Here is a 22,653-nt window from a genome sequence, read left to right on the forward strand (position 1 = left end):
TTTTCGACGTTTGGGGCGTTGTGCCCTGGCTGCAGATCAGCGCGCGGCCGGCAGGTTGGCTGCAGCGGCGATGGCGGCGTCGTCGGCACCTTCGACGCGGCGGGCACCGTCGAAGCGGCCATTCCAGTAGCCGATGCGCATGTCTTCCACACGCACCTTGGCGCCGGGCTTGGGCGCGTGGATGAATTTGTTGTCGCCGACGTAGATGCCCACGTGGCTGAAGGCGCGGCGCATGGTGTTGAAGAACACCAGGTCGCCCGGCTTGAGTTCGCTGCGGTCGATCTTCTGGGTGACGGCGGCCTGCTCGCTGGCGCGGTGCGGGAGCATCAGGCCAACGGTCTGTTCGTAGATGGTGCGCACGAAACCGCTGCAGTCGACGCCGGCTTCGCTGGCGCCGCCACGGCGATAGGGCACGCCGATGAAGCCCATGGCGTTGACGACGAGATCGGAAGCACGCTCGGCGACGGAGTTGCGTACTTCGCGCAGATGGACCATGAGGCCCTTCTGTGCGAGCAGAGAATCCATGTCGTCGGCTTCGGTGGAAGGGGCGGGAGCCGCGTGGGCCAGGACGGCGGCACACGACAACAACACGGCGCAAAGGGCTTTCATCTGCATGGGGTGGGAATCTACCGTCAGACAGCGCCTACGTCAACAATAGTTACATGCCTCGTTTTCTGGGTTATCGTCAAGCGGACAAACAGAATTTTTTGCAAAAAAGAGACGAATAGATGGCTATTGCGCAGCGGGTGATTCTGGCCATGGGCATCGGAGCGACGTTTTCCGGTACGGCGTTTGCTGCCGATACGACGATCCGCGCGACCACCGTCGCACGCGGGCTGGACTCACCCTGGGCCGTCGCCTTCCTGCCTGGCGCGCAATATCTGGTGACCGAGCGGCCGGGCACCATGCGGTTGGTCGCCGCCGACGGAAAGGTCGGCCCGCCACTGGCCGGTGTTCCGCCCGTGGCGGCGGCGGGCCAGGGTGGCTTGCTCGACGTGGTGACCGACAAGGATTTCGCCCACAACCGGCAGATCTTCTTCTGCTACTCCGAGCCAGGCGAGGGCAGCTCGAACGGCACGGCGCTCGCCAGTGCGCTGCTCTCCCGCAAGCAGGACACGCTGGAAGACGTGAAGGTGATCTTTCGCCAGCAGCCCAAGGTCGACAGCGGGAGCCATTTCGGCTGTCGCATCGTCGAGGCGCCCGACGGCAATCTGTGGCTCACGCTCGGCGAGCGCTACAGCCGCCGCAACGACGCGCAGAAGCTCGACAACCACCTCGGCAAGATCGTGCGCATCGCCAAGGACGGCTCCGTCCCCAAGGGCAACCCCTTCGTCAACCGTCCTGGCGCGCTGCCAGAGATCTGGAGCTACGGCCACCGCAACATCCAGGGCGCGGTGATCGGCCCCGACAGCCGGCTTTGGACGCACGAGCACGGCCCGCAGGGTGGCGACGAGATCAACCTGCCCATGGCGGGCCGCAATTACGGCTGGCCGGTCATCACCTTCGGCGAGAACTATGGCGGCGGCAAGATCGGCGCGGGCATCACCGCGCAAGAAGGCATGGAGCAGCCGCTGCACCATTGGACGCCGTCGATCGCGCCGTCGGGCATGACCTTTCTCACCAGCCTGCGCTATGGCAACGCCTGGCGCGGCAATCTCTTCGTGGGCTCGCTCAAGTTCCGCTATCTCGATCGCATCGTGCTGGCCTCGGGCAAGGTGCAGTCCGAGCAGAAGCTGCTGACCGATGTGAATGAGCGCATCCGCGATGTGCGCCAGGGCCCCGACGGCCTGCTCTACGTGCTCACCGACAGCCCGCAAGGCCGGCTGCTGCGCCTGGACCCGCAACGCTGATCAGGCGAGCCAGGCTTTCACGTTCAGGGCGATCGACAGTGCTGTCAGTGCCAGCGTGCCGTACAGCGTGAGCCGGTCCACGGCCGTTGCATCCACTGTCCGGCGCAGCAGCGTCGTCAGTACCTGGTGGATATAGCTGCCTGCCGGCCGGCCCCCGCCCGCAGCGGCCTTGAGCTTCGAATGCCAGTCCGACAACGGGCAGTAGCCGATGCCCCACCAGCGGCCCAGCACGAACCACGAGCCGAGGATGAGCAACATCAGCGCCAGGTGGGCCGGCCGCAGCGCGGGAGACACCCAGCCCCACACGGCGAATGCGATGACACCCAGGTGAATGGCATGGAGCAGGCCGTTGAGCAGGGCGTAGACGGGCGCGGAAATCCTCATTGCGCCCGGCCGGCCTGGCGAATGATGTCGCCGGCCTGTGCGGTCACTTTGTGGAAGGCAAGCAGGTACTGGTCCAGCAGGGCGGTCGAGGCGGAAGGAAACGATGGCAGTTGCACCATTGCGTCGTTGGCCTGCTCGGTCACCGGAAGCACGACGGCGGCGTAGTCCGGAACTGCAGTGCCGGCCGGCGGTCGCATGACTTCGCGGAATGCGCCTTCCGTGAAGAAGGGCTGCTGGTGCAGCAGTGGATAGCGCGGCGCCCCGATTTGGCAGCCCTCGGCCCGCAGGGCGTCGATGAAGATGGCCTGCGGCAGACCGATCGCCACGAAATCCGGCCTGACCAAAAATTCGAAATACACCCGCTCGACGTGCGGCGGCGCCCGGAAGGTGTGAATGCCCAGGGCCTCCAGTCCCGTCGACAGGTAGTGCAGGTTTTCGTTGCGCCGCCGGTTGTGGCCGGCGAGTCTGGCCAGCTGCACCCGGGCAATGGCCGCCGAGACCGGTGCGATCCGGGTCTTGATGCCGAAGCTGGTGGCCGCGAACCGGCGTGCGGCGGTGGGCAGTTCGATGATGCGGGTGATGTCGCCGAAGCAGACCGCCCGCTCCCAGTAGTCGGCGCGGCGGCATAGCAGCATGCCGCCTTCGCCGGCCGGCGCGAGTTTGCTGCCCTGCAGGCTGAAGACGGCGACATCGCCCAGGGTGCCGCATGGTTGGCCATTCCAGGACGCGCCCTGGGCATGCGAGGCATCTTCGACGATCTTGAGGCCATGCCGGCGCGCCAGCGCCTGGATTTCGGTCATCTTGGAGGGCATGCCCCATAAATGCACCACCACGATCGCGCGGGTGCGCGGCGTGATCTTTTTTTCGAGATCGGCGGGATCGAGTCCCAGCCGTTCGGGTTCGCTCTCGCAGAACACCGGCACTGCGCCCAGCCATACCAGCGGCAGCACGGAGGCCCAGAACGTAGCGGAGGGCACCAGCACTTCGTCGCCGGGCTGCAGCCCGATCGCCCAGAACGCGGCCATGAGCGCGGCGGTGCCGTTGCAGTGGGCCAGCGCATGGGGCATGCCGGAGAAGTCGCGGTAGTCCTGCTCCAGCTGCCGAATGACCGGATGGGTCGAGATATCGCCGTCGCGCAGTATCTGGAGCACCGCTTGCTCTTCCTCGGTTCCCAGCAGCGGCCAGCGGTTTGCCTCGGTCTGGTCCAGTGTCACGGCGGCCGGCCCTCCGAGAATGGCCGCGCGTGGAGTTTTCGTATCGAGCATGGTGGATCAGCGGGTGTTGAGAAGGGGGTCGAGCGTGCTGCGGACCTGGTGCCGATAGCCTTGCAGCATGGCCGCGGCGGCATGGGCGTCGCCCTGTGCGATTTCGAGTGCCATGGCCGTGAGCGCCGGGGCATTCGAATCGTCGGGCCCCCAGCCGCCGCGCGCAATCCACTGCGCCAGGTTGGTCCGGCGCCGCAGGTAGTCCTCCAGCGTGCAGCACATCTCGTGCTCCGCCGTCCAGGCCGGCGATGGAACCGGCGCCGCGATGCCGTCAAAGCGAACCTGCGGCGCCCGGCTTTGCATTGCGGCGTGGTCCACCCGCCGTTGGCCGGTCGCGGCAATCGATTTGCGGATCTCCCGCCACACCCGTTCGGCCATGCGCGAGCAGCCGGTGATCTTTCCGCCGTAGCACGAGATCCAGGGCTTGTCCGCATGCCGCACCACTTCTTGCCGGCGCGACAGATCCAGGGAATAGCCGTCGAAGCGGGAATGCCGGTCCACCACCAGCGGCCGGATGCCGCAGCGAACCGACACGATGTCGCTCCGGTCGAACGGGCGGCGGTAGCGTCGTGCGTAGTGGTCCAGCAAAAAATCGAGGTCTTCCGGCGATGCCACACGGCCTTCCTCGATCGTCTCCACGGTGGTTTCGGTCGGTCCCCAGAGTGAGATCGGACCCCAGGGCACATGCGTGATCACGTCCTGGTGGCTGCCGAGCTCGAAGAACAGCGACGCGTGGTGCTCTGCGTGACGCGGCAGTCCCAGGTACACACCCTTGCTCAGCACATGGCGCCAGGGCGAATCGATGCCGAAGACAGCGTTGACCCGATCGGTCCACACGCCCGCGCAGTTCACCACCAGGGCCGCTCGGATCGGGTGTGTCCTGGCCGAGCGGACGTCGGTCAAGGCGAGGTGCCAGCACCGGTCCTGAACGGCGTAGTCGCCTTGCACCTCGGCGTAGTTGAGGGCGATCTGGCCGGGCATCGGCGGCGCGGCGATCCAGCGGTAGACGAAGCGGGCGTCGGATTCGCCGAGCACCGCCTCCTCGTAGGCCAGCGCGCCGCCGACCAGGCCGGGTCGAATCAGGCCGGCTTCCGGAAAAACCGTCTGGCCGCGAGGCGGGCGACGCCGGCCACGGCTCATCAGCCAGTACAGCCACAGGCCGGCCTGGGCCAGCCAGCGGGCGCGGCGGTCGCCGGCGGGCGGGAGATAGCGCATCAACTCGGGTGTCACCCAACCGGCCTTGCGCTCGATGATGCGATCGCGGTCGGACGACAGCCGCAGGACCGACGCGATATCGAAGGTTCGCAGGTACAGCAGGCCGCCCCAGATCATCATGCCGGACGCCTGGCTGGTGCCCGAGGCGAAGTCGCCGCGATCGACCAGCAGAACCCGGTAACCCTCGCGGCAGAGGCGGTCGTACAGGCAAGCGCCGTTGATGCCGCCTCCGATGACCACGACATCGAAGCGGTTCTCGTGCTGCAGTCGATCCAGTTGCGCTGGCCGTGACGTCAAGCTTGGTCTCTCTCGTATCGGATGTGCGTGGGTCGGATGGTTCAGGCCCCGCATCCGGACGGCCGCCGCGCTGTGGGAATCGACGATGAATTCTGGCGCTGCGCATCAACGGGCCCGGGGCAGGCGGATGCGCCGTCCGGACCAATGCACGTGCATGCGGATCCTCGTAGGCACGATGGCGGCGATGGCTGGGGTCTAATCGCGGTCACTCCTTTTGCCGACCGAATCACCCCATGCTGCTCGATGTCTCCGAATCCCAACTCGTCCTGATCGACTACCAGGAGCGCCTGATGCCGGCCATGGCCGACGCGGCCGGCGTGCTGGCCAACGCCGCGCGCCTGGCCACGGCGGCGCAGCTGCTGGAAGTGCCGGTTTTCGGCACCGAGCAGAACCCCTCCAAGCTGGGCGCGCTGCCGGCGGAGCTGCGCGAGCGCTGCCGCCGCACGCTCGCCAAGATGGAGTTCAGCGCCTGTGCCGAAGGCCTGAGCGAATGGCTGCGCCCGCCGCAGAAGGCGCCCCAGGGCAACGCCCGCAGCCTGCCGCGCCACCTGCAGAAGCCGCGTGACGAGCAGCCCGCCGGGCGCGGCAGCATCGTGGTGGCGGGCTGCGAAGCGCACGTCTGCCTGCTTCAGACCGCGCTCGACCTGCTGGGCGACGAGTTCGAGGTGTGGGTGGTGACCGACGCCTGCGCCTCGCGCACCGAGCGCAACCGCGACGCCGCCTTCGACCGCCTGGCCGGCGCCGGCGCCGAGCTGGTCACCACGGAGATGGTGCTGTTCGAATGGCTGGGCGGCGCCGAGCATCCGCTCTTCAAGCAGGTACAAGCCCTGATCAAGTAGATGGCGAAGCGCCCGGGTGCGTCAGCGTGACGCAAGTCGGGCTTCCATAATCGGCTGCACAACGACAGCCGGTCAGCCAGCGCCGCGGGGCGTGTCGGCCGGACATCCGGAGACAAGCCGCCCATGACCACGTACGCCGACTTCCATCGTCGCTCGCTCGCCGACCGCGACACGTTCTGGGCCGAACAGGCCCGCCTGATCGACTGGCATTCGCAGCCCCGCCAGATCTGCGACTGGAGCCATCCGCCTTTCGCGCGCTGGTTCGCCGGCGGCACCACCAACCTCTGCCACAACGCGATAGACCGACACCTGGCGATGCGGTCCGAGCAGCCGGCGCTGGTGGCGGTGTCGACCGAGACCGATACCGAACGCAGCTACACCTACGCGGAAATGCACGCCGAGGTGAACGCCATGGCCGCGGCGCTGCAGTCGCTCGGCGTGGCGGCAGGCGACCGGGTGCTGATCTACATGCCCATGGTGGCGGAGGCCGTGTTCGCCATGCTGGCCTGCGCCCGGCTCGGCGCCTTGCACACGGTGGTGTTCGGCGGTTTCGCCCCGGCGGCGCTGGCCACGCGCATCGACGACGCCGGGCCCAAGGTCGTCGTCAGCGCCGACGCCGGCTCGCGTGGCAAACGCGTCCTGGCCTACAAGCCGTTGCTCGACGAGGCCTTGCGCCTGTCGGCCCACCAGCCCGAGCGGGTGGTGCTGGTCGACCGCGGACTGGCCGACATGCCCCTGGTGCCGGACCGCGACCTGCTCTGGCGCGACCTGCGCGCCGAGCACGCCGGCGCGCAAGTGCCCGTCACGTGGGTCGACGCCACCCATCCCAGCTACACGCTCTACACCAGCGGCACCACCGGTCGGCCCAAGGGCGTGCAGCGCGACACCGGCGGCTATGCCGTGGCGCTGGCGGCGAGCATGCGGCACATCTTCGACGCCCACGGCGGGCAGACCTTCTTCTGCACCAGCGACATCGGCTGGGTGGTCGGCCACAGCTACATCGTCTACGGGCCGCTGATCGCCGGCATGACCACCATCCTGTACGAGGGCCTGCCGATCCAGCCGGACGCAGGCGTGTGGTGGAGCCTGGTCGAGCGCCACCAGGTGACGCAGATGTTCTCGGCACCGACCGCGATCCGGGTGCTGCGCCGGCAGGATCCCGAGCACCTGCGCCGCTACGACATCTCCAGCCTGAAAGCGCTCTGGCTGGCGGGCGAACCGCTCGACGAGCCGACCGCCCGCTGGATCGGCGAGGCGATCGGCGTGCCGGTGGTCGACAACTACTGGCAGACCGAAAGCGGCTGGCCGATCATGACCATCGCCAACGGCGTGGAACGCTCGGCCGGCCGTATCGGCAGCCCGGGATTTCCGATGTACGGCTACGACCTGCGGCTGATCGACGAGGCCACCGGCGAAGACCTGAACGAGCCGGGCCGCAAGGGCGTCATCGCCATCGAGGGGCCGCTGCCGCCGGGCTGCATGCAGACGGTGTGGCGCGACGACGAGCGCTTCGTCAACACCTACTGGAAGAGCGTGCCGGGTCGCTTCGTCTACAGCACATTCGACTGGGGCGTGCGCGACGAGGACGGCTACTGGTTCGTGCTGGGCCGCACCGACGACGTGATCAACGTGGCCGGGCATCGCCTGGGCACGCGCGAGATCGAGGAAGTCGTCGCCGGCCATGCCGGCGTGGCCGAGGTCGCGGTGGTGGGCGTGGCGGACGCGGTGAAGGGCCAGGCGGCGCTGGCTTTGGTGGTGGCGCGCGATGCGCAGGCGGCGGTGGACCCGGCCGTGGCGTCCACACTGGAGGCCGACATCCTGCGCCACGTCGACACCCGCCTGGGCGCCATCGCCCGTCCGCAGCGGGTGCTGTTCGTCTCGCTGCTGCCCAAGACCCGCAGCGGCAAGCTGCTGCGACGCGCGATCCAGGCGGTCTGCGAAGGGCGCGACACCGGCGACTTGAGTACCTTGGAAGACCCGGGCGCCCTGCAGCAGGTGCGTGACGCGGTCGCCCGCCTGCGTGCCGCCGCCACGGCCTGAGCGCGAATCATCGGCGGCGAACACAATCGCCTTCCATGGCTCTATCCGACACCACTGGTCCGCAGCGGCTGGCGTTTTCCGGCATCGCGTTCGTGGCGGTCTCGCTGCTGCCGCTGCCCCTGACCTGGCAGACGCGCGGACTGCTGGCCTGGATAGCCGCCGCCGTGGTCGACCTTGGCCTGGCCGCGCGGCTGGCCGGCGGCTTCGACGCGGTGCGCATTCGCCAGCGCGCGCGGGAGCAGGACGAATCGGCCTGGGTGTTGTTCCTGGTGATGGTGGTGGCGCTGTGCGCCAGCGTGGCGGCCATCGTGCTGCTGCTGAGCCATGCGCGCAGCCTGCCGCCGGCGCAACGGGCGCTGCAACTCGCGCTGTCGGCGGCGGCCCTGGCGGCTTCCTGGCTGTGGATCCACAGCCTGTTCGCCTTTCACTATTCGCATCTCTATTACCAGCTGGAAGACGAAAAGGCGGAGAACGCGGCCGACACGGCAGGGCTGGATTTTCCCGGCAAAGGCGATCCCGACTACTTCGACTTTCTCTACCACGCGCTGGTCATCGGCATGACCTCTCAGGTGTCCGACGTGCAGGTCACCACCTCGCGCATGCGACGGCTGACGGCGGTGCACGGCCTGCTGTCCTTCGTGTTCAACGTGGTGATCCTGGCGCTGGGCATCAACGCGCTGGCCTCGGCGCTCTGAGCGCCGGGCCCGCCGGCAGTCCGATCAGACCTCGTGCGGTCGCGGCAGCCGCACCAGTCCCGTGGCGAGCAGGGTGCCGGCCAGCACCACCAGCCCGCCGATGACGGTGGTGGTCGTCAGCGTTTCCCCGAGCAGCGCCACGCCGTAGGCCAGGCCGAAGACCGGGATGAGGAAGGTGACCGTCATCGCGCGCGCCGCACCGGCCCGCTGGATCAGCCGGTAGTACAGAAAGTAGGCGAGCGCCGAGCACAGCAGCGCGAGCGCCACCACTGCCGCCCACGCGCTGACGCCGGGCATGCGCGCCGGCCAGTACATCGCGGTGGGCACGGCCAGCACCAGGCTCGCGCCGACCAGGCTGGCGGCGGTGCTGAAGAGCGGGCTCAAGCCCTGCAGATGCAGCCGTGCCATGGTCGCCCCGACGCCGTAGCACAGCGTGGCGCCCAGGCAGGCGAGCACGGGCCACAGCCCGCTGGAGGCACCCAGCTTGCCGCTGGCCTGGGCGATGAGCGCCACGCCGCCGAAACCCACTGCCAGCCCGATGCAGCGCGAGGCGTCCGGCCGCTCCCGCAGCCACACCCAGGCGACCAGCGCGCCGAACAGCGGCGCGGTGGCGTTGAGGATCGAGGTCATGCCCGTCGGCTGGTGCAGCACTGCGTACGAGAACAGGGCGAACGGAATGCCGGAGTTGAACGCGCCCACGGCCAGCAGCCAGCCCCAGCGCCGCGCCGTCATGCCGCTGGCCGGCCGTCGCAGCCACAGCGCCGGTGCCAGCACCAGCGCGGCCAGCATCACCCGCAGGCCGGCGGTCGGCCAGGGGCCGAAGTCGACCGCGCCCAAGCGCATGAAAAGAAACGAGGCGCCCCAGATGGCGGCCAGGGCGATGAAGCTGCCGATCCAGCCGCGCGGGCTGTCGGTCATGCCATTTCGGGCAGGCGGTGCTGGGCCTGCTCCTGCTCCAGCGCCAGCAGCGCCGCCTTGCGCGACAGCCCGCCGGCATAGCCGGTGAGCGCACCGTCGCCGCCCACCACGCGATGGCAGGGCACCAGGATGGAGACCGGGTTGCGACCCACGGCGGTGCCGACGGCCCGCACCGCGTGGGGCCGGCCGGTGGCGACGGCCAGCGTGCCGTAGCTGCAGGTGCGGCCGTGTTGCAGGTCGAGCAGGCCGGCCCAGACGGCGCGCTGGAAGTCGGTGGCCTGCGGCAATTCGATCGGCACCTCGAAGCGGGCGAGTTTGCGGTCGAAGTAGGCCTGCAGTTCGGCAACGGCGGCGTCGAGCACCGCATGCGGGCCGTCGTGGCGCGGCCAGCCGTCGGCCGCGTCGAGCGCGGCGGGGCGGTATTTGTGGTCGTCGAACCAGAGCCCGGCCAGGCCGCGCGGCGTGGCGGCCAGGTCGATGGCGCCCAGCGGGCTCTGCCAGCGGCGCTGTACGGTGTCGGCTGCGTATTTCATGGGGTCGTCTCCTGTTCGGCCGGGGTGGAGATTGTCGCTTCGGGCGTGCCGTGCCAGGCGCGCAACACGGCGTAGCTGCGCCAGGGCCGCCAGGCCTGCGAGGCGTCGATGGCGGCTTGCGCCGGCTTGGCGGCGCCGCGTACGCCGAGCGCTTTCTGCAGCGCCACGTCGCCGGCCGGAAAGGCGTCGGGCCAGCGCAGGGCGCGCATCGCGATGTATTGCGCGGTCCAGTCGCCGATGCCGGGCAGGGCGCGCAGGGCGGCCATGGCGGGCTCCGGCGCGTCGCCCGGTCGCAGGGCGAGACGCCCGGCGTCGACCTCGCGTGCCAGGGCGACGATGGCCGCCTGCCGCTGCCGCACGATGCCGAGCCCGCCCAGGACGTCGCCGTCGGCCAGCGCCAGCGCGGCGGGCGTGGGGAACAGGCGGTCGACGCCGGGGAAGGGCGTTTCGATCGGCTCGCCGTAGCGCACCACCAGTCGGCCGCAGATGGTGTGCGCGGCTGCCACGGTGACCTGCTGGCCCAGGATCGCCCGCACCGCCAGCTCGAATCCGTCGAGCGCGCCCGGCACCCGGCCACCGGCGCTGCCCGGAAAATGCGGCAGCAGTACAGCGTCGATGGCGGCGGGGTCGGCATCGAGGTCGAGCATGGCGCGCACCCGGCGGATCAGCGCGGGCAGCGCCGGCGCCAGGCGTTCCCCCACCCGCAGCAGCGCCTGGTGGGCGTTTGTGTCCAACGTGATCTGCAACCAGCCGCGCGCGTTGCCCAGGGCCAGGGTGCGGGTCAGCCAGCTCCTGCCGGCGACCTGCTCGTCGGCCACCAGCGTTTCGAGACCGGTCACTGCGCGTTTGCCGAAGAAGGCCATGATGCCGGCCGCGTCGTAGGGCGCGCGCCAGGGCAGGCGGATGGTCGCCGTGCCGGTGTCGGTGGCGCTGCTGCCTTCGCGGCGCAGCGCGGTCGGGCTCAGGCGGTAGTGTTCGAGAAAGGCCGCGTTGAAGCGACGCTGGCTGGCGAAGCCGGCGGCCTGCGCGACGGTGCTGACCGGCAGCCGGGTATCGGTCAGCAATTGCTTGGCCGACAGCAGCCGGCGGGTTTGCAGGTATTGCAGGGCGGTCACGCCGAATGCAGCCAGAAAGACGCGGCGCAGGTGCCGGTCGGTCACGCCGAGGTGATCGGCCAAGCGGGCCTGCAATGCCGCGCCAGCCTCGTCGCTCCAGTTCAGCGGATCGTCCAGCCAGGCCGCGGCGGCGTGTGCCAGCAGGCTGCCGGCGTCCTGCATCGACCAGGCAGCCGCGCCGCCCGGCGATGGCGCCAGCTCCGGCCGGCAGCGCAGGCAGGGCCGAAAACCCGCCTGCTCGGCCTGCGCCGCGAGCGCGAAGAAGCGGCAGTTCTCCAGGCGCGGCGTGCGCACCCGGCAAACCGGTCGACAGTAGATGCCGGTGCTGGTCACGCCGGTGAAGAAGCGGCCGTCGAAACGCGCGTCGTGCGATGCCAGCGCGCGCCAGCAGCCTTCGGTATCGGTGGGCAGGGCGGTAGTCGCAGCGGTGGAGGAGGCGGAATCCATGCAATCGATGATAAGGAGGCCATCCGTACCGATTCGCCGTTTTCGGACATGTGCATCGCGTGCCGCGCACGAACTTTGCAAAGCCCGTCCAAGCGCCCATGTCCGACATCGTGCCGCCATGGTGCTGCCTACAATCTCTGGCGTTTTTGCCAACAACTCAACCCGCCGTATCCGGAGCGCACCCATGCCGTTTTCCCCGTCGATCTTCAAGGCTTACGATATTCGCGGCGTCGTGCCGTCCACCCTGGACGAGGAAGTCGCCCGGTCGCTGGGCCAGGCCTTCGGTGCCGCCGCCCTGGAGCTTGGCGAGAAGACGGTGGCCGTCGGCCGCGACGGCCGTCTGTCGGGCCCGTCGCTGTCGGCCGCGCTGATCGCCGGCCTCATCGACGCCGGCATCGAGGTGATCGACGTCGGCATGGTCACCACGCCCATCCTGTACTTCGCGGCCGCCACGCTCTGCCACAGCGGCATCCAGGTCACCGGCAGCCACAACCCCAAGGACTACAACGGCTTCAAGATGGTGCTGGCCGGCAAGGCCATCTACGGCGAGGAGATCCAGTCGCTGCGCCGCACCATGGACGCTGCCAGCGCGCCGCACCGCGAAGGTGGCAGCGTGCGCCAGGTCGACGTGCTGCCGGCCTACATCGCGCGCATCGTCGGCGACATCAAGCTCGCCCGCCCGGTCAAGATCGTCGTCGACTCCGGCAACGGCGTGGCCGGCGCGTCGGCCCCGGCCATCTTCCGTGCGATCGGCTGCGAAGTCATCGAACTCTTCAGCGAGGTCGACGGCAACTTCCCCAACCACCATCCGGATCCGAGCAAGCCCGACAACCTGAAAGACGTGATCGCGGCGCTGCAGAGCTCCGACGCCGAGATCGGCCTGGCCTTCGACGGCGACGGCGACCGGCTCGGCATCGTCACCAAGGACGGCCAGAACATTTTCCCCGACCGCCAGATGATGTTGTTCGCCCAGGACGTGCTGACCCGCGTGCCGGGCGGCAAGATCATCTTCGACGTGAAGTGCACCCAGCGCCTGGCCCCGGCCATCGTGGCCGCTGGCGGCGAAGCGGTCATGTTCAAGACCGGCCACTCGCTGATCAAGGCCAAGATGCGCGAAACCAATTCGCCACTCGGCGGCGAGATGAGCGGCCACATCTTCTTCAAGGAACGCTGGTTCGGCTTCGACGACGGCACCTACGCCGGCTGCCGTCTGCTCGAGATCCTGAGCCGCAGCGCCGACGTGAGCGCGGTGCTCAACGCCCTGCCCACCAGCTTCTCCACGCCCGAACTCAACGTGGCCTGTGCCGAGGGCGAGCCGCACCTGGTGGTGCAGAAGCTGGTCGACAGCGCCACCGCTTTCGAGGGGGACGCCAAGGTGTCCACCATCGACGGCCTGCGGGTCGACTGGTCCGACGGCTTCGGCCTGATCCGCGCGTCCAACACCACGCCGGTGCTGGTGCTGCGCTTCGAAGGCCATACCGAGGCCGCGATGCACCGCATCGAGGAAACGATGGTCACGTTGCTCAAGACGGTCAAGCCCGACGCACAGCTCGGCGCCGCCGCGCACTGACCTCCAAGGGCTCGCGCATCGTGCCGTTCGAACGCGCCCTGCGCGCGGTGTATTCGGCCGGCATGACGCTTGCCCAGCCCCTGTTGCGGCGCAAGCTGCGGCGGCGCGGCGAGGTCGAGGCCGGCTACCTGGAATCCGTCGAGGAGCGTTTCGGCCGTTACCCGGCCGAGCCACTCGCCCCGGGCGGGCCGCGCATCTGGATCCACGCGGTGTCGCTCGGCGAAACCCGGGCGGCCGGCGTGCTGGTCGCTGCCTTGCGCCAGCGCATTCCCGGCATGCGCCTGCTGCTGACGCACGGCACCGCCACCGGCCGGGCCGAGGGCGGAGTGCTGCTGCTGCCGGGCGATGCCCAGACCTGGCAGCCCTGGGACACCGCCGGCGCGGTCGGCCGCTTTCTCGCGCATTTCCGGCCCGACATCGGCGTGCTGATGGAAACCGAGGTATGGCCGAACCTGGTCGCCGGCTGCCGCGATGCTGGCGTGCCGCTGGTATTGGCCAACGCCCGGCTGAGCGACAAATCCCTGCGCGGTGCCGAGCGCCTGGGCGTGCTGGCGCGGCCGGCCTTCGCCGCGCTGACGGCCGTCTGGGCGCAGTCCGACGACGATGCACGGCGCCTGGCCGGCCTGGGTGCACCGGTCGGTGGTGTGTTCGGCAACCTCAAGTTCGACATGACGCCCGACCCCGTGCAGCAGGAGGCCGGCCGTCGCTGGCGCCGCGCCACGGGGCGCCCGGTCGTGCTGCTGGCCAGCAGCCGCGAGGGCGAGGAAGCGATGTGGATCGAGGCGTTCAGGTCGCGCAGCGCAGGCCTCGACGACGTGCAGTGGCTGATCGTGCCGCGCCATCCGCAGCGCTTCGACGAGGTCGCGGCACTGCTCGAAGCAGGCGGCCTGGCGGTGTCGCGCCGCAGCGGGTGGGCGCCGGTCGGCCCGGACGACGCGCCGCCGCGTGCCGATGTCTGGCTCGGCGACTCGCTCGGCGAGATGGCACGCTACTACGGCATGGCCGATGTGGCGCTGCTTGGCGGCAGTTTCGCGATGACCGGCGGGCAGAACCTGATCGAAGCCGCGGCCTGCGGTTGTCCGGTGGTGATGGGGCCGTCGACCTTCAATTTCGCCGAGGCCTCGGCGCTGGCAGAGGCTGCGGGCGCCGCATTCCGGGTGGCCGACATGACCGAAGCGGTCGGCGTTGCAACCTCGCTGGTGGCCGACGCCGGGCGGCTGGGCATCGCGCGCGGTGCGGCTCTGTCGTTCGCGTCGGCGCACCGGGGCGCGGCGGCGCGCACGGCCGACGCCCTGTGCGCGCTGCTGGCAAAAAAAACCGCCCGGTGAGGGCGGCCTTGTTTGGCGCGGCGGTCGACGCCGCTCAATAGCGCGGCACGGCGGTGTCGCGCTCCACTGCCCAGGCGTCGATGCCGCCGGCCACGTTGGTCACGTCGACGAAGCCGTTGCCCTGCAGGAACATGGCGACGCGCTGGCTGCGCGCGCCGTGATGGCACAGGCAGGCGACCGGCACGTCCGGGTCGAGTTCGGCCAGCCGCGCGGGAATGTCGTTCATCGGAATGCCGACGAGGCGCAGGCCCGGCACCGCCGCGACGCTCGCGGTCTGCAGCTCCCAGGGCTCACGCACGTCGAGCAGCACCGGCACGTCGTCGGCGTGGGCGCTGACCCAGGAATCGAAATCGGCGGGCCGCAGCTGGGCAATCGTGGACATGGAGGGCCGATCGAATCAGAAGTGAAAACGCGAGGGCGTCGGGAAATTCTGCAGGCGCTGGGCGACGGTGTCCCAGGGTTCCGCCGTCTCGAAGCTGGCCTCGCCGGTGCGGGTGATGATGTGGGTGCGCATCATCGGCAGGTCGCCGACGATGGCGCCGAGCCGGCCGCCGCGGCGCAGCTGGTCGAGCAACACGGCCGGCACCTGGGCGACCGAGCCGCTGAGCACGATCACGTCGAACGGCCCGCCGTCCACCGGCAGCTGCGAGCCATCGGCCACGCGGACGTCGGCGTTGGCGATGCCGGCGCGCTGCAGGTTGTCGCGCGCGAAGGCGGCGAGTTCGGGGTCGATCTCCAGGCTGAGCACCCGCTTGGCTCGGCGTGCGAGCAGCGCGGCCATGTAGCCGGAGCCGGCGCCGATCTCCAGCACGGACTCGTGCGGCTGGATGCGCAGGTCCTGCAGCAGGCGGGCCTCGACGCGCGGCGCCAGCATGTTCTGGCCGCCCGGCAGGGGGATTTCCATGTCCATGAAGGCCAGGCCGCGGTGGGCCAGGGGCACGAATTCCTCGCGGTGGAGCACGGCCAGCAGGTCGAGAACGTCGTTGTCCGCCACGTCCCACGGGCGGATCTGCTGCTCGATCATGTTGAAGCGAGCCTGGTCCTGGCTGCTGGCGTGGGTGATGGGCGTATTGAGCGGGAGGGACATCGGGTCGTTCTCGGAGGTCTCGCGGGGCGTGGAGCCGCCGATTTTAGGGCAGCAGGCCGATCTTTGGACGGGATTCAAACCGGTCGTCACCGGCCGGGCTTTTATAAGTGGCATGCTGACCCCAACTCAGTCAACCAGTCCCTGAAGGAAGAGGTTCATAGATGGCAAATGTAGAAACCATCGTGCTCGGTGGCGGATGCTTCTGGTGCACCGAAGCGGTGTACCTCGAGGTCACCGGGGTGGTCGCCGTGGAGAGCGGCTATTCCAACGGCGACCAGCCGCGCCAGCCCAGCTACCAGGACGTCTGCACCGGCGACACCGGCTATGTCGAGGTGGTGCGCCTGCAGTTCGATCCGGAATTGATCAGCCTGCGCGAGATCCTGGAAATATTTTTCGTGGTGCACGACCCGACCACACTCAACCGCCAGGGCAACGACGTGGGCACGCAGTACCGAAGTGGCATCTACTACGCCCGCGACGAGCAGAAGCAGGTGGCCGAATCGGTGATCGCCGAGATGGTCGCCAGCGGCGTGTACCGCAGCCCCATCGTCACCGAGGTGACCCCGCTGGCCGACTACTGGCCGGCGGAGGCGTATCACCAGAATTACTTTGCCAACCATCCGGGGCAAGGCTACTGCGCGGCGGTGGTGGCGCCGAAGGTGCAGAAATTTCGCAAGACGTTTCTGCAGCACGTGAAGTCGTGAGGCGCGCGACTCGGGAGCGTCACGCTTTTCGGTAACAATCGCGGGTTGCTCGCCGCCCGCATGACTTTCCCTCGTTTTCCATCCCGCCACCACGCGACGCCCGCCGCCGCGCGGGTGTCGCCATGGAGCGCATTGCGGGTGTGGCTGCTGCTGGTGGCATTGCTGATCGCGCCCTGGCTGGGCACGGTGCATTCGGTCCTGCATGCGTCGACGAGCAAGACCGCCGTCGTGTCCTTCGACTCGCATCTGCCCGCTGCGGTCGGTGCTTCGTCGTCGGATGCCGACGCCTGCGCCGGCACGCTGCGGCGCCTCTTCGGTGACCACAGCCACAGCGGCGACTGCCGCCTCTACGACCAGCTCTCCCACGCCGACGGCCTGCAGCACGCGCTGACCCTGCCGCCGGTGCTGCTGCCGCCCGTCGCGGTGCTGGCCTGGCATGCGGGCGAATGCCTGCGCCGCTGGGCCACGCTGTTCGACGCGCGCGGTCCACCCTCGCTCGCCTGAAATCCCCGGCGCCTCCGCGCGCCGACAAGAGTCTTCCGATGCTGCTCCGGCCGCATCGGTCGCCCGCCTGCCGCGCCCGCTTCGAGCGCGCGGCCGGCTTCGATTTCAGCGAGTTTTTTCCATGTCCGCCTCCTTCCGGTCCAGCGCCGTCCGTGCCGCCGTCCTCACTTTCGTTTCCGCCTCCGCATTCGCCCAGACCGCGCCGGTCACCACACTGAAGGAGGTCACCGTCACCGGTAATCCGCTGGGTTCCGACGCCATGGTGCAGCCGGTCGAGCAGCTCTCGGGCGACGCGCTCACCCAGCGCCTGCAACCTACGCTCGGCGAAACGCTGGACGGCCTGCCGGGCGTCTCCAGTACCTATTTCGGCCCCAACGCCAGCCGACCGATCATCCGCGGACAGGACGGCGACCGCATCCGCGTGCTGCAGAACGGCGGCGCCTCCATCGACGCGTCGGCGCTGAGCTTCGACCACTCGGTGCCGATCGAGCCGATGCTGATCGACCGCGTCGAGGTGCTGCGCGGCCCGGCTGCGCTGCTGTATGGCGGCAGCGCCGTGGGGGGCGTGGTCAACGTGATCGACAACCGCATTCCGCGCGAGCCGCTCAATGGCGTCGGCGGCAAGGTGCAACTCGACGGCGCCACCGGCAACCGCTCGGCCGGCGGCAGCGCCATGGTGGAAGGCGGCAACGACCGCTTCGCCCTGCATGTGGACGCCTTCGATCGCCACACCGGCGATGTACGGGTGCCGGTGTCGCTCGATTGCGAGAAGCCGGGCAAGGTCGGAATTCGTCGGCGCATCTGCAACTCCGAAAGCCAGACGCACGGCGGCGCGGTCGGCGGCACGATGTTCTTCGACCGCGGCTACCTGGGCGCCTCGGTCAGTACCTACCGCAGCACCTATGGCACCGTGGCGGAAGACGACGTGACCATCGGCATGCGTTCGGACCGCTACGCGCTCGAAGGTGAGTACCGCATCAATGCGCTGGGGCTGGAAAGCATCCGCATGAAGGCCAGCCACACCGACTACCGCCATACCGAATACGAAGGCGGCGAGCCCGGCACCACCTTCTCCAACCGTGGCAACGAGTTGCGACTGGAGGCGCGCCACCTGCCGATGGGCCGGCTGAACGGCCTGGTCGGCCTGCAGGTCGAGTCCAACCGGTTCTCGGCCGTGGGCGAAGAAGCGTTCGCGCCCTACAGCCGCACGCAAAGCGCCGCTTTGTTCATCCACGAGGAACTGCCGACGTCCTGGGGCAAGCTGAATTTCGGCGCGCGCACCGAGCATGTGGAAGTGGAGTCCTTGGGCAATGCGGCGATCGACCGCTTCGCCACCGGCAAGTTCAACTTCAACCCATACAGCGCGGGCGTCGGCGCGCTGGTCGACCTGTCGCCCGCCTGGAAGCTCACCTCCAACCTGGCCTACACCCGGCGCGCCCCCAAGGACTACGAATTGTTCGCCAACGGCCCGCACATCGCGACTGCCGCCTGGGAGACCGGCGACACCGCGCTGAAAGTGGAAAAGTCGACCAGCTTCGACCTGGGCACCGAGTGGAAGAGCGGGCCGAACCGCTTCAAGGCGACGGCTTATGTCAGCAACTTCAGCCACTACATCGGCCTTTCGCGCACCGGCGACGTGTTGAGCGAGGAGGGCGAACGCAATCCGTCCGACCCGCTGCTGGAGACGTTGCCGGAATACCGCTATTCGTCGATTCGCGCGCGTTTCTACGGCATCGAGTCCAGTGGCACGGTGCGGCTGGCCGGCGAGCAGGGGCTGACCGGGCCGCTGGCCGGCGGCACGCTCGACCTGATGCTGCGCGCCGATCTGACCCGCGCCACCAACCGCGACACCGACCAGCCGCTGCCGCGCATCGCCCCGGTGCGCGCCGGCGCCACGCTGGCCTGGGCGAACGGCCCGTGGCGACTGTCGGGCGGCTTCGACCACCTGGCTTCGCAGGACCGCGTGCCCGAAGGCGACCGCGCCACCAAGGCCTACACGCTGTGGAATGCGGCGCTCGGCTGGCGCACCCAGGCGCAGTTCGGCGCGCTCAAGACCAGCCTGCTGTGGTTCGCCCGCCTGGACAACATCACCGACAAACGGGCTTACAGCGCGACCTCGATCCTGACCACGACCGCCTATCCCAGGGCGCCGCTGCCCGGCCGCAGCCTGAAGCTGGGCGTGCAGGCGAGCTTCTGATGGAAGTTGGTCAGGGTTTGCCCTGAGGTACAGTCCCGGCCTTTCGCCCCTCGCCGGCCCGCCGGGCCGTCCTCACCGTGATCCACGCCGTCTTTTCCGCCCTCGCACCGGTCGTCCTGTTCATCCTGGTCGGCTATGGGTGCGGGCGGCGCGGCTGGATCCGGGCGAGCGCGATTCCGGATCTGACCAATCTCACTTTTTTGGTGCTGACGCCGGCGCTGCTGTTTCGCACCATGAGTTCGGTGCATGTCACCGAGCTCGATTTCCGGCCGATCGGCATCTACTTCGCGGTGGTGGCCTGCGTGTTCGCCGCGGTGTGCCTGTCGCGCGGCGGCTTCAACCGGCACGGCATCGTGCTGGCGCTGGCCGGCACTTTCAGCAACACCACCATGATCGGCGTGCCGTTGATCGGGCTGGCCTTCGGTCCCGCCGGGCTGGTGGTGCTGTTCACGCTCATTTCGGTGCACGCCTTCATCCTGCTGACCATCGCCACGGTGCTGCTCGAACTGGCCGTGGCGCGCGAGGAAGCCGCCAGCGGAAAAGGCGGTCAGCGGCACATGGCCGCGACCGTGCTGCGGGCGGTGCGCAACGGGGTGCTGCATCCGGTGCCGCTGCCCATCGTGCTCGGGCTGCTCTACGGCACGACGGGCCTGGGGCTGCCACCGGTCGTCGACAACGCCTTGCTGATTCTGGGTAATGCGCAGGTGCCGGTGGCGCTGGTGCTGGTGGGTGTCACGCTGGCGTTTTCGCGCGTCGGTCACCAGCTGCGCGGCGCGCTGGCGCTGACCTCGGTCAAGACGCTGGCCCATCCGCTGGGCATGCTGGTGGTGGGCAAGCTGCTGGGGCTGTCGGGGTTGACGCTGCAGGTGATGGTGGTGACCGCCGCATTGCCGATCGGCGCCAACGTGTTCCTGTTCTCGCAGCGCTACCGCACCGCCGAGACGGTGGTGACCGCCAGCGTGGCCGTGTCCACCATCCTGGCTCTGGTCACGCTGCCCGCGATGCTGCTGCTGGTCGCGCGGTTCTAGGCGCCGGGCCGAGCGCCCGAATCAGGGTGCGAGCCGTTCGCGAAGCCACTGGCCGCCTTCGAGTCGGTAGCGCAGCCGGTCGTGCAGGCGGCTCTTGCGGCCTTGCCAGAATTCCCAGCCGTCAGGCACGAGCCGAAAGCCGCCCCAGTGCGGCGGCCGGGGCGGGTGGAGCAGAAATCGGGCGCTGGCCTTGGCCGCGTTGGCCACCAGCACGCCGCGTCCGGAAATGACCTCGCTCTGCGGACTGGCCCAGGCGCCGATGCGCGAATCGAGCGGCCGGCTGTCGTAGTAGCGGTCGCTCTCCTCGGCCGAGGTGCGCTCGATGCGGCCTTCGATGCGCACCACCCGCTCGAGCTCGACCCAGTGGAACTGCAGCGCCGCGTACGGATTGCCCGCCAGCTCACGGCCCTTGCGGCTGTCGTAGTTGGTGAAGAAGACCAGACCGCGTTCGTCGTAGCCCTTGATCAGCACGATGCGGGTGCTCGGCCGCAGGTCGCCGCCGACGGTGGCCAGCGTCATGGCGTTGGGCTCGGGCACCTGGGCGGCAAGAGCTTGCTGCAGCCACTGGTCGAACTGGCCAAGCGGCGAGAAGTGCGAATCCTGTTCGCTCAGCTCGGCTTTTTCGTAGCTCTTGCGCAGGTCGGCTATTGCCTGGGGGATGGGGGTGTCGGGCATCGCTTGATTATGCTTTTGGGATTCCGGCCATGCGGGCCGGCTCGCTGCCATACCCCTACGCCATGCATCCGACCGTTCTCATCCTCGCTTCCGGCCTGGGCCTGCGCTTTCGCAAGGCCGGTGGCCAGACCCACAAGCTGCAAGCGGACCTGGCCGGTCGGCCGGTGCTCGAACGCACGATCGAAGCGGTCCGTGCGACCGGCTTGCGCTGGCATCTGGAGCAGACCTTCCATCCCGGCATGGGCGAAACGATTGCCGCTGCCGTGCGTGCGACCCGCCAAGCCGCAGGCTGGCTGGTGCTGCCGGCCGACATGCCACTGATATCGCCGCAGACGATCCGACAGGTGGCCGACGCCATAGCGCGAGGCGCCGAAGCCGCGCAGCCGGTGATGGGGGGTCAGCGTGGCCACCCGGTCGGGTTCGCCGCCGGCAACGGCGAAATACTGAGGGCGATGAGGGGCGACGAAGGTGCCCGCTTTTTGCTCGCCACGATCCGGCAGATAGGCAAGGCCGAGGAGATCGAGGTCGACGACCCCGGCATCCTGGAAGACATCGACACGCCCGCCGACCTGGAGCGTGTCGAGGCCCTCTGGCGCGCCCGGCAGGCGCGCCACGGTGGGCTGGCGGATTAACGCCGGACGATGACCGCGCAGGCCAGTCGGCCGCCGGAATTGCCGGTCGGCTGGGTCACGTAATCGTCGGGCATGGCGTGCACGATGAGGCCGCGGCCTACGACGTCGGTCACACCCGCGCCGACCGAGATGCCGCGCAGCTCGGCGCTGAAGGTGGCGGTGCCGGTGGCGTCGGCATGCAGGCTGGGCAGGTCGCCGGCATGCACGCCCGGGTCGCCCGCGTGGCCGTGCTTGGCACCGGTGGGATTGAAGTGGCCGCCGGCGCTCATGCCGTCGCCACTGCTGCAGTCGCCTTTTTCATGGATGTGGAAGCCGTGTTCCGCGTTCGGCTTGAGACCCTTGATCGTGCCGCTGACCCGCACCATGCCGCCGAGCTGCACGAACTGCACGTTGCCCGTGGTGGTGTTGCCGGTGGTGGGCATCAGGTCGGCCGAGGCGGTGGGACCGAGCGTCGGGGAGGCGCAGCCAGCGACGGCCAGCAGGGCGACGGCGCCGAAGACGGCGGGCAGTCGGTGAAAGGCATGGGCGTAGGTCATGAGGCAAAGGCTCCGTTGGTTCTGGACAGCGGGCTACTCTAAGGCCTCGCATCGGCCGCATCTGATTCGGCCTGTGACAAACGCAGCAGGCGCGCCAGGGCGCGGTCCTCGATGCCCAGGCGGCGCAGCTCGTCGTAGGTCTGCCGGGCGTAGTCGCGGGTGGTGCCGAAGCGGCCGGCGGCGGTCGAGAAGATGCGGCGGTAGTCGTCGTCGCACAGCACGCCGGTGTGCTGCGGGCTGCGGCGCGACAAGGTGAATGCCAGCGCCCGCACCGTGCCGTGCTCGGTGCGGCAGGGCAGCCAGCGCGGGTCGTACACGCCGGTCACCATCTCGCGCTGCCACAGAGTGGCGATGCCCTGCGCCCCGGCTTCGCGCGGGAGGCGAAACACCATGCCCCGGCAGCTGCCGCCCGAAAGTAGCCCGAAGACCAGGCCGGGGCATTCGGGCGTGCCGCGGTTGACCTTGCTCCACATCTTCAGCGCCCGGTGCCAGCCGTAGACCTGCGCGGGCCGGCGCTCCTCGAAGTCGAGCTCGGGCCGCCAGAGCAGCGAGCCGTAACCGAAGACCCAAAGGTCGTGTTCGCCGCCCCATTGCGCGATCGCGCGGGCGAGCATCGCCTGCGGATCGCGGCCGGCATGGGCGTGGTGCAGTTGTCGCGTCATGGTGCATACGCATTATCCAAAACGTTACCGGTGCCGGTAACCACGGTTCGTACCCGGTTCGTTACCGCGCCACACGAAAACCCGGGTCTACACGCCTACGATGGTGACAGGTGCGTCCGTTGGCGGCGCGCG

23 protein-coding genes are annotated in these 22,653 nt (G+C 69.2%); 11 read left to right on the top strand and 12 right to left on the bottom strand.

What is annotated here, in order from left to right; all coding sequences use genetic code 11:
* Positions 1 to 36: 36 nt before the first annotated feature.
* Positions 37 to 615, bottom strand: coding sequence for a C40 family peptidase (locus R9X41_RS07485; RefSeq protein ID WP_318634253.1), 579 nt, complete (start codon positions 613 to 615; stop codon positions 37 to 39).
* A 113-nt stretch (positions 616 to 728) separates the two neighbouring features.
* Between R9X41_RS07485 and R9X41_RS07490 the strand changes: the two genes are divergently transcribed.
* Positions 729 to 1,850, top strand: a complete 1,122-nt coding sequence (locus R9X41_RS07490) for a PQQ-dependent sugar dehydrogenase (RefSeq protein WP_412556669.1) — start codon at positions 729 to 731, stop codon at positions 1,848 to 1,850.
* On the opposite strand, the gene R9X41_RS07495 is transcribed toward R9X41_RS07490, so the two are convergent.
* The 3 genes from R9X41_RS07495 to R9X41_RS07505 are packed head-to-tail and all read right to left on the bottom strand — an operon-like array spanning position 1,851 to position 5,011.
* Complete coding sequence (locus R9X41_RS07495) at positions 1,851 to 2,234, bottom strand: DUF2784 family protein (protein WP_318634254.1); 384 nt, start codon at positions 2,232 to 2,234, stop codon at positions 1,851 to 1,853.
* A complete protein-coding gene (locus R9X41_RS07500) occupies positions 2,231 to 3,448 on the bottom strand; it encodes a DegT/DnrJ/EryC1/StrS family aminotransferase (protein WP_318634255.1) in 1,218 nt (405 codons plus the stop codon). The genes R9X41_RS07495 and R9X41_RS07500 overlap by 4 nt, the downstream gene beginning before the upstream one ends.
* A gap of 57 nt (positions 3,449 to 3,505) precedes the next feature.
* Complete coding sequence (locus tag R9X41_RS07505; RefSeq protein WP_318634256.1) at positions 3,506 to 5,011, bottom strand: FAD-dependent oxidoreductase; 1,506 nt, start codon at positions 5,009 to 5,011, stop codon at positions 3,506 to 3,508.
* Positions 5,012 to 5,244: 233 nt separating this feature from the next.
* On the opposite strand from R9X41_RS07505, the gene R9X41_RS07510 reads away from it, so the two are divergent.
* From R9X41_RS07510 to R9X41_RS07520, 3 genes are all read left to right on the top strand, one after another.
* Positions 5,245 to 5,850 carry an isochorismatase family protein gene (locus R9X41_RS07510; RefSeq protein WP_318634257.1) on the top strand — a complete coding sequence of 202 codons (606 nt, stop codon included), beginning with the start codon at positions 5,245 to 5,247 and terminating at the stop codon, positions 5,848 to 5,850.
* A 123-nt stretch (positions 5,851 to 5,973) separates the two neighbouring features.
* Positions 5,974 to 7,890, top strand: coding sequence for a propionate--CoA ligase (locus tag R9X41_RS07515; protein ID WP_318634258.1), 1,917 nt, complete (start codon positions 5,974 to 5,976; stop codon positions 7,888 to 7,890).
* 35 nt (positions 7,891 to 7,925) lie between these two features.
* Positions 7,926 to 8,585 (top strand): DUF1345 domain-containing protein, encoded by a 660-nt coding sequence (locus tag R9X41_RS07520; RefSeq protein WP_318634259.1) that lies wholly within the window; start codon positions 7,926 to 7,928, stop codon positions 8,583 to 8,585.
* Between the two features lie 24 nt (positions 8,586 to 8,609).
* Here the strand turns inward: R9X41_RS07520 and R9X41_RS07525 are convergent, their stop codons facing one another.
* From R9X41_RS07525 to R9X41_RS07535, 3 genes are read right to left on the bottom strand one after another with little or no spacing between them, the layout of a single operon-like run.
* Positions 8,610 to 9,503: a DMT family transporter gene (locus tag R9X41_RS07525; protein ID WP_318634260.1), complete on the bottom strand. Its 894-nt coding sequence runs from the start codon at positions 9,501 to 9,503 to the stop codon at positions 8,610 to 8,612.
* The gene (locus R9X41_RS07530) at positions 9,500 to 10,036 is read right to left on the bottom strand and encodes a methylated-DNA--[protein]-cysteine S-methyltransferase (RefSeq protein ID WP_318634261.1); all 537 of its coding nucleotides are present in this window, start codon (positions 10,034 to 10,036) and stop codon (positions 9,500 to 9,502) included. Before R9X41_RS07530 ends, R9X41_RS07525 begins: the two co-directional genes overlap by 4 nt.
* A complete protein-coding gene (locus R9X41_RS07535) occupies positions 10,033 to 11,598 on the bottom strand; it encodes an Ada metal-binding domain-containing protein (RefSeq protein WP_318634262.1) in 1,566 nt (521 codons plus the stop codon). Before R9X41_RS07535 ends, R9X41_RS07530 begins: the two co-directional genes overlap by 4 nt.
* A gap of 184 nt (positions 11,599 to 11,782) precedes the next feature.
* Here R9X41_RS07535 and R9X41_RS07540 point away from each other — a divergent pair, with 184 nt between their 5' ends.
* Complete coding sequence (locus R9X41_RS07540; protein WP_318634263.1) at positions 11,783 to 13,168, top strand: phosphomannomutase/phosphoglucomutase; 1,386 nt, start codon at positions 11,783 to 11,785, stop codon at positions 13,166 to 13,168.
* A 62-nt stretch (positions 13,169 to 13,230) separates the two neighbouring features.
* On the top strand, positions 13,231 to 14,496 hold the full coding sequence (locus R9X41_RS07545; protein WP_318635174.1) for a 3-deoxy-D-manno-octulosonic acid transferase: 1,266 nt from the start codon (positions 13,231 to 13,233) through the stop codon (positions 14,494 to 14,496).
* A 34-nt stretch (positions 14,497 to 14,530) separates the two neighbouring features.
* On the opposite strand, the gene R9X41_RS07550 is transcribed toward R9X41_RS07545, so the two are convergent.
* Both R9X41_RS07550 and R9X41_RS07555 read right to left on the bottom strand, forming a co-directional pair.
* Positions 14,531 to 14,878 (bottom strand): rhodanese-like domain-containing protein, encoded by a 348-nt coding sequence (locus R9X41_RS07550; RefSeq protein ID WP_318634264.1) that lies wholly within the window; start codon positions 14,876 to 14,878, stop codon positions 14,531 to 14,533.
* 15 nt (positions 14,879 to 14,893) lie between these two features.
* Positions 14,894 to 15,583, bottom strand: coding sequence for a protein-L-isoaspartate O-methyltransferase family protein (locus R9X41_RS07555; protein WP_318634265.1), 690 nt, complete (start codon positions 15,581 to 15,583; stop codon positions 14,894 to 14,896).
* 161 nt (positions 15,584 to 15,744) lie between these two features.
* On the opposite strand from R9X41_RS07555, the gene msrA reads away from it, so the two are divergent.
* The 4 genes from msrA (at position 15,745) to R9X41_RS07575 (ending at position 20,016) form a co-directional block, all read left to right on the top strand.
* A complete protein-coding gene (msrA, locus tag R9X41_RS07560) occupies positions 15,745 to 16,287 on the top strand; it encodes a peptide-methionine (S)-S-oxide reductase MsrA (RefSeq protein ID WP_318634266.1) in 543 nt (180 codons plus the stop codon).
* A 60-nt stretch (positions 16,288 to 16,347) separates the two neighbouring features.
* Positions 16,348 to 16,791, top strand: a complete 444-nt coding sequence (locus R9X41_RS07565) for a hypothetical protein (RefSeq protein ID WP_318634267.1) — start codon at positions 16,348 to 16,350, stop codon at positions 16,789 to 16,791.
* A gap of 121 nt (positions 16,792 to 16,912) precedes the next feature.
* The gene (locus R9X41_RS07570; protein WP_318634268.1) at positions 16,913 to 18,988 is read left to right on the top strand and encodes a TonB-dependent receptor; all 2,076 of its coding nucleotides are present in this window, start codon (positions 16,913 to 16,915) and stop codon (positions 18,986 to 18,988) included.
* Between the two features lie 77 nt (positions 18,989 to 19,065).
* Positions 19,066 to 20,016, top strand: a complete 951-nt coding sequence (locus tag R9X41_RS07575; RefSeq protein ID WP_318634269.1) for an AEC family transporter — start codon at positions 19,066 to 19,068, stop codon at positions 20,014 to 20,016.
* A 21-nt stretch (positions 20,017 to 20,037) separates the two neighbouring features.
* On the opposite strand, the gene pdxH is transcribed toward R9X41_RS07575, so the two are convergent.
* Positions 20,038 to 20,691, bottom strand: coding sequence for a pyridoxamine 5'-phosphate oxidase (pdxH, locus tag R9X41_RS07580; RefSeq protein WP_318634270.1), 654 nt, complete (start codon positions 20,689 to 20,691; stop codon positions 20,038 to 20,040).
* Between the two features lie 62 nt (positions 20,692 to 20,753).
* On the opposite strand from pdxH, the gene R9X41_RS07585 reads away from it, so the two are divergent.
* Positions 20,754 to 21,323, top strand: a complete 570-nt coding sequence (locus R9X41_RS07585; RefSeq protein WP_318634271.1) for a nucleotidyltransferase family protein — start codon at positions 20,754 to 20,756, stop codon at positions 21,321 to 21,323.
* Here R9X41_RS07585 and R9X41_RS07590 read toward each other — a convergent pair.
* Positions 21,320 to 21,859 carry a superoxide dismutase family protein gene (locus R9X41_RS07590; protein WP_318634272.1) on the bottom strand — a complete coding sequence of 180 codons (540 nt, stop codon included), beginning with the start codon at positions 21,857 to 21,859 and terminating at the stop codon, positions 21,320 to 21,322. The genes R9X41_RS07585 and R9X41_RS07590 overlap by 4 nt on opposite strands.
* Before the next feature lie 38 nt (positions 21,860 to 21,897).
* Positions 21,898 to 22,521: a gamma-glutamylcyclotransferase gene (locus R9X41_RS07595; protein WP_318634273.1), complete on the bottom strand. Its 624-nt coding sequence runs from the start codon at positions 22,519 to 22,521 to the stop codon at positions 21,898 to 21,900.
* Between the last annotated feature and the right edge of the window lie 132 nt (positions 22,522 to 22,653).

Origin of the sequence: Xylophilus sp. GOD-11R, assembly GCF_033546935.1 — a bacterium.
Lineage (GTDB): Bacteria > Pseudomonadota > Gammaproteobacteria > Burkholderiales > Burkholderiaceae_C > Xylophilus.

What these genes read in the sequence shown, in the direction of transcription:
- R9X41_RS07485 (WP_318634253.1), bottom strand. Translation starts at nt 615, where the DNA reads ATGCAGATGAAAGCCCTTTGCGCCGTGTTGTTGTCGTGTGCCGCCGTC.
- R9X41_RS07490 (WP_412556669.1), top strand. Translation starts at nt 729, where the DNA reads ATGGCTATTGCGCAGCGGGTGATTCTGGCCATGGGCATCGGAGCGACG.
- R9X41_RS07495 (WP_318634254.1), bottom strand. Translation starts at nt 2,234, where the DNA reads ATGAGGATTTCCGCGCCCGTCTACGCCCTGCTCAACGGCCTGCTCCAT.
- R9X41_RS07510 (WP_318634257.1), top strand. Translation starts at nt 5,245, where the DNA reads ATGCTGCTCGATGTCTCCGAATCCCAACTCGTCCTGATCGACTACCAG.
- R9X41_RS07515 (WP_318634258.1), top strand. Translation starts at nt 5,974, where the DNA reads ATGACCACGTACGCCGACTTCCATCGTCGCTCGCTCGCCGACCGCGAC.
- R9X41_RS07520 (WP_318634259.1), top strand. Translation starts at nt 7,926, where the DNA reads ATGGCTCTATCCGACACCACTGGTCCGCAGCGGCTGGCGTTTTCCGGC.
- R9X41_RS07525 (WP_318634260.1), bottom strand. Translation starts at nt 9,503, where the DNA reads ATGACCGACAGCCCGCGCGGCTGGATCGGCAGCTTCATCGCCCTGGCC.
- R9X41_RS07530 (WP_318634261.1), bottom strand. Translation starts at nt 10,036, where the DNA reads ATGAAATACGCAGCCGACACCGTACAGCGCCGCTGGCAGAGCCCGCTG.
- R9X41_RS07535 (WP_318634262.1), bottom strand. Translation starts at nt 11,598, where the DNA reads ATGGATTCCGCCTCCTCCACCGCTGCGACTACCGCCCTGCCCACCGAT.
- R9X41_RS07540 (WP_318634263.1), top strand. Translation starts at nt 11,783, where the DNA reads ATGCCGTTTTCCCCGTCGATCTTCAAGGCTTACGATATTCGCGGCGTC.
- R9X41_RS07545 (WP_318635174.1), top strand. Translation starts at nt 13,231, where the DNA reads ATGACGCTTGCCCAGCCCCTGTTGCGGCGCAAGCTGCGGCGGCGCGGC.
- R9X41_RS07550 (WP_318634264.1), bottom strand. Translation starts at nt 14,878, where the DNA reads ATGTCCACGATTGCCCAGCTGCGGCCCGCCGATTTCGATTCCTGGGTC.
- R9X41_RS07555 (WP_318634265.1), bottom strand. Translation starts at nt 15,583, where the DNA reads ATGTCCCTCCCGCTCAATACGCCCATCACCCACGCCAGCAGCCAGGAC.
- msrA (WP_318634266.1), top strand. Translation starts at nt 15,745, where the DNA reads ATGGCAAATGTAGAAACCATCGTGCTCGGTGGCGGATGCTTCTGGTGC.
- R9X41_RS07565 (WP_318634267.1), top strand. Translation starts at nt 16,348, where the DNA reads ATGACTTTCCCTCGTTTTCCATCCCGCCACCACGCGACGCCCGCCGCC.
- R9X41_RS07570 (WP_318634268.1), top strand. Translation starts at nt 16,913, where the DNA reads ATGTCCGCCTCCTTCCGGTCCAGCGCCGTCCGTGCCGCCGTCCTCACT.
- pdxH (WP_318634270.1), bottom strand. Translation starts at nt 20,691, where the DNA reads ATGCCCGACACCCCCATCCCCCAGGCAATAGCCGACCTGCGCAAGAGC.
- R9X41_RS07585 (WP_318634271.1), top strand. Translation starts at nt 20,754, where the DNA reads ATGCATCCGACCGTTCTCATCCTCGCTTCCGGCCTGGGCCTGCGCTTT.
- R9X41_RS07590 (WP_318634272.1), bottom strand. Translation starts at nt 21,859, where the DNA reads ATGACCTACGCCCATGCCTTTCACCGACTGCCCGCCGTCTTCGGCGCC.
- R9X41_RS07595 (WP_318634273.1), bottom strand. Translation starts at nt 22,521, where the DNA reads ATGACGCGACAACTGCACCACGCCCATGCCGGCCGCGATCCGCAGGCG.